General features: G+C 52.9%; 3 protein-coding genes. All 3 read right to left on the bottom strand.

What is annotated here, in order from left to right; genetic code table 11:
• Nucleotides 1-153 precede the first annotated feature (153 nt).
• Nucleotides 154-1,377: a cytidylate kinase-like family protein gene (locus tag BMW41_RS13900; protein ID WP_074650804.1), complete on the bottom strand. Its 1,224-nt coding sequence runs from the start codon at nt 1,375-1,377 to the stop codon at nt 154-156.
• Between the two features lie 14 nt (nt 1,378-1,391).
• Complete coding sequence (locus tag BMW41_RS13895) at nt 1,392-2,738, bottom strand: sodium:proton antiporter (RefSeq protein ID WP_074650803.1); 1,347 nt, start codon at nt 2,736-2,738, stop codon at nt 1,392-1,394.
• 428 nt (nt 2,739-3,166) lie between these two features.
• On the bottom strand, nt 3,167-3,664 hold the full coding sequence (locus BMW41_RS13890; RefSeq protein ID WP_074650801.1) for a gamma carbonic anhydrase family protein: 498 nt from the start codon (nt 3,662-3,664) through the stop codon (nt 3,167-3,169).
• Nucleotides 3,665-3,924: the final 260 nt, after the last annotated feature.

The following is a 3,924-nucleotide window of genomic DNA, read 5'->3' as shown; positions in this document are numbered from 1 at the left end:
TCACCGTTAGGTGACAGCTTCCTTACAGCGGCGTGCGCATCCTCGCGGAGCGTTTTTGTTTCATAGGGAATTTCGGAGAAATTTCCTATGAAACAGAGACAAGGCGCCCGGACGGTGCTCCGCCCGGACGCCTCCGGAAAAATCTCTCGATTCTTAATCTTCCTTCGGAAGTGCTGCCTCCGCCGCCTCCCGTGCCGCTCTTCTCGCCGCATCCTTCTGGGCGGTTGCCTCTACCGCATCCGCATCGGCCTGAAGCGTTGCGCGCTCCGCCTCCGTCTCCGGTTCAAGATGATGCGGGAATTTGACGCCGTTGTATTTCAGTGTCCGGAGGATGAAATCCACCGATCCCTGAATTCCGTAGCTTGCGCTGTTCAGACAGAAATCATAGTGGTTCGCCTGACCCCATTTCAACCCGGTAAAATATTCATAGTAGGCCGCGTGCGCGCGGTCAACCTGCTGAACGTATCTCTCGGTGGTCTTCCGGTCCTGATGGTTATACTCCATCATATTGCGGACACGGCGCTCAAACGGTGCCGTGATGAAGATACTGATATGCGGGATATTATTGTTCCGGAGAATGACGTCCGCACACCGTCCCATTACCACAAAATCCGATTTCTTGGCCATATCGCAGATCAGATCGCTCTGGTTGAAAAACAGCGCGTCCTTCTTCGGCAGGCCGTGATACCGGTTCAGTTTTTTGAACCACTCGCGGAAACCGGTCTTCTCCGTGTAGACATCCATTCCCGGATTCTTGCTCTTGCTTTTCTGCAGCTGAAGACCGACATAATCCGCTTCGTCGGTCAGACCGTCCTGCTCCGCCTCCAGGCGCTTCAGAGTCGCGTTGAAGATCTCCGCGTCATAATAATCGATCTTGAGCTTATCCGCCAGTCCGAAACCGATGTAGTTTCCTCCGGAACCGTACGTACGGCTGATGCAGATGATCAGATGCTGGTTCTCCGCAAACCGGCCGTCGATCGACATCGGGTTCAGTCTTGCTCTCCGCTTGTCCAGAATCGTGGTTCCGATGGAGCTTCGCTGCATCATGAGCAGCTTCTGCATGATCTCATTGTAGGCGGTCATGATCTCCTTGCGGACCGCCTTGTCCCGGATCGTTCTCGCCATGTTTCCGATCAGGACAACCTCGCTTCGAACCAGATGCTCTTCCGGCGTATCTTCCATCGCACGGATCATTCTCCGCACGCAGCGCTCACGGTCATCGTTGAATACACGGCCCAGGGAAGAACCGGTTGTCTCATATACTTTCAGATCCAGATCGTAAATGTGCTCGGCAAGCTCGCGGTACTCCTCGTCGGTTGCCGCATTTTCCTCCGATGTCATCTGCTCCGGATCGATCTTTTTATTCTCTTCGCTCATCCCTTCTCCTCCTCTCACAGAAAGAAGATTACGGTATCCAGAAGGAATACCGGAACCAGATATTTTACGGACCATTTCAGATAACCGAAGAAGGACGGCATCGCGATACCGTTCTCATCCGACATGGACTTGACCATGAAGTTCGGCGCATTTCCGATATAAGTGATGGCGCCCATAAACACGGCGCCGCAGGAAATCGCCATCAGCATGTTCGCCGGGACAATTCCCAGCGTCGTCATCATGCCCTGCGTAAAATCAAGGGTTCCCGCCGTTGTCAGGAATACCAGATACGTCGGCGTGTTATCCAGAAAACTGGACAGAATTCCGGTTGCCCAGAACATCTGGGCGGGGTGATTCAGGCCCAGCTGCGGTCCGACTTCCTTCAGCAGAAGAAGGGCCGGCTGCATGGTGATGAAGATGCCGATGAAGAGAGTTGCGACCTCCTCGATCGCCCCCCAGGTAAAATGGTTCTTCCGGCGAACTTCCCGGTTCGTTGTGACAAAGGAAAGAAGGGCCGAAATCAGAATGATTACAATCTCGATCACGGAAGCCCACGGGAACACCTTTCCGCCCGGAAGCGGCACACCCGCCGCGGAGCCATCCGCATTCTGGAACATCGGATAATTCGACAGCGTTCCGCTCAGAACAACCGCCGCCACGATGGCAATCAGGAAAATGATGTTGTGACCGCCGCCGATTTTCAGCTCCGTGCCCGGTTTTGAGATATCCGGTTTGCGGCCGTCGGCCACATCCGCGCGGTATTCCTTCATATCAATATGGTAGAAGATGAACAGCAGCACTGCCATGTTGAGCAGCATAACCGGAAACAGATGAAGGCTCCAGAAGAAGGATACCCCGTGCATAAAGCCCATCAGAAGCGGCGGATCTCCAACCGGTGTCAGACATCCGCCGATGTTGGAGATCAGGAAAATGAAGAAGATCATGATGTGGGCTCTTCTCCGTCTCCAGGAATTCATCCGGATGACCGGACGGATCATCAGCATACTGGAACCGGTGGTTCCGATGCAGCTGGAAAGAAGCGTTCCGATTGCCAGAAGTCCCACATTGACCGCCGGTGAACCGGCCAGATCTCCGGTAAACGTGATGTTGCCGGATACACAGTACAGGCCGAACAAAAGAACGATAAACGTGACATAGTCATTGAACAGACAGTCAACCGCCGTTTCCAGCGATGCCGCCGGGCCGAAGACCATCGTAAACAGAATCAGTGTCAGCACAGACCAGAATGCGACGACCAGAGCCTTGTGCTCCTCCCACCAATCCGCTTTCATGATCGGAAAAAGGGCAATACAGAGCAGAAGTCCTGCAAACGGAATGCTGAGCCATACCGGTGTTGCCATAAATAACTACCTCCCATGTGATTTCATAGTGATCGCAGTCCGCGGGCGGATGCCGTTTTTGGCATTTCCGCAGCTTCTGCGAAGAACGGGGCTGCGCACCGGAAAGGTGTTTCGTCCCGTTGCTGTCCGGAATCCGGTTCCGGGCACAGAAGTATGTTTTAGCACATTTATACAAAAATGCAATATGTTTTTTGTGATATATGACATTCACAAAAATGGAACTGTCCGCAAAACCGTGCATTTACGCGGTTTTACCACTATCGTTTCAAAATTAAAAACATGAAAACATAACGTTCTTTTAACAGAAAACGCATTTCTTTGAGGTATTTCGTATTTTCCTGACGAAATCCGGCAAGACCCACCTTCCGACCGATGATTTTCTTTCCGGCCCCCCGGCATTGTTCCCTGCGGCCGGTGTCCTGTCCCCGTCAGGAATCTCTTACCGCCTCCTCGGCGAGCATCGCATACTCCTTCCAGTTCTTCTCATTGTATGCAATGTCCTTCTCTGTCATCGTGCGGACGATCTTTGCCGGACGGCCGAAGGCCATCGTGTTGTCCGGAATGACCGTATTCTTCGTGATCAGCGATCCCGCACCGATCAGACAGTTCTTTCCGATCTTTGCCCCGTTCAGGATGGTGCTTCCCATCCCGATCACGCTGTCATCCCCGACCTCGCAGCCATGAAGAATACTCCTATGTCCGACCGACACACGGTCGCCGAGGACAATACTGTACTGCGAATCGCCGTGAAGAACGCAGAGATCCTGAATATTGGTGTTTTCCCCCACCCGGATCGGGCACAGATCCGCGCGGAGGACGGCATTGTACCAGATGCTTGCACCGTGACCGAGGGTGATGTCCCCGATCAGCTGCGCGCCATCCGCGATAAAGACACTCGGATCGTTGTTTTTGAATTTCTTAACCATAATACGTCTCCTGTCTTCTCCATAATTCGTCATGGATATTGTTATTATAACCTGATTTCCTGCCGTGAACCGAAATGATCCGTAAAGATCCTGTTAATAAAGCGGCGGAGTGCGCATCCCCGCGGAGTGTTTTATGTCGTAAGGAGTTTTGGAAAATACCGTATGAATCGAGTAGGAGGGGGTGATTAGCCCCCGTCCTCTCACACCACCGTGCGTACCGTTCGGTACACGGCGGTTTCAATAGTTGACGTGCACTGACT

The organism is [Clostridium] aminophilum, assembly GCF_900101295.1.
GTDB classification, from domain to species: Bacteria; Bacillota; Clostridia; order Lachnospirales; family Lachnospiraceae; genus Clostridium_R; species Clostridium_R aminophilum_A.
This window is presented reverse-complemented; position numbering and strand designations above follow the sequence as displayed.

What these genes read in the sequence shown, in the direction of transcription:
- BMW41_RS13900 (WP_074650804.1), bottom strand. Translation starts at nt 1,377, where the DNA reads ATGAGCGAAGAGAATAAAAAGATCGATCCGGAGCAGATGACATCGGAG.
- BMW41_RS13895 (WP_074650803.1), bottom strand. Translation starts at nt 2,738, where the DNA reads ATGGCAACACCGGTATGGCTCAGCATTCCGTTTGCAGGACTTCTGCTC.
- BMW41_RS13890 (WP_074650801.1), bottom strand. Translation starts at nt 3,664, where the DNA reads ATGGTTAAGAAATTCAAAAACAACGATCCGAGTGTCTTTATCGCGGAT.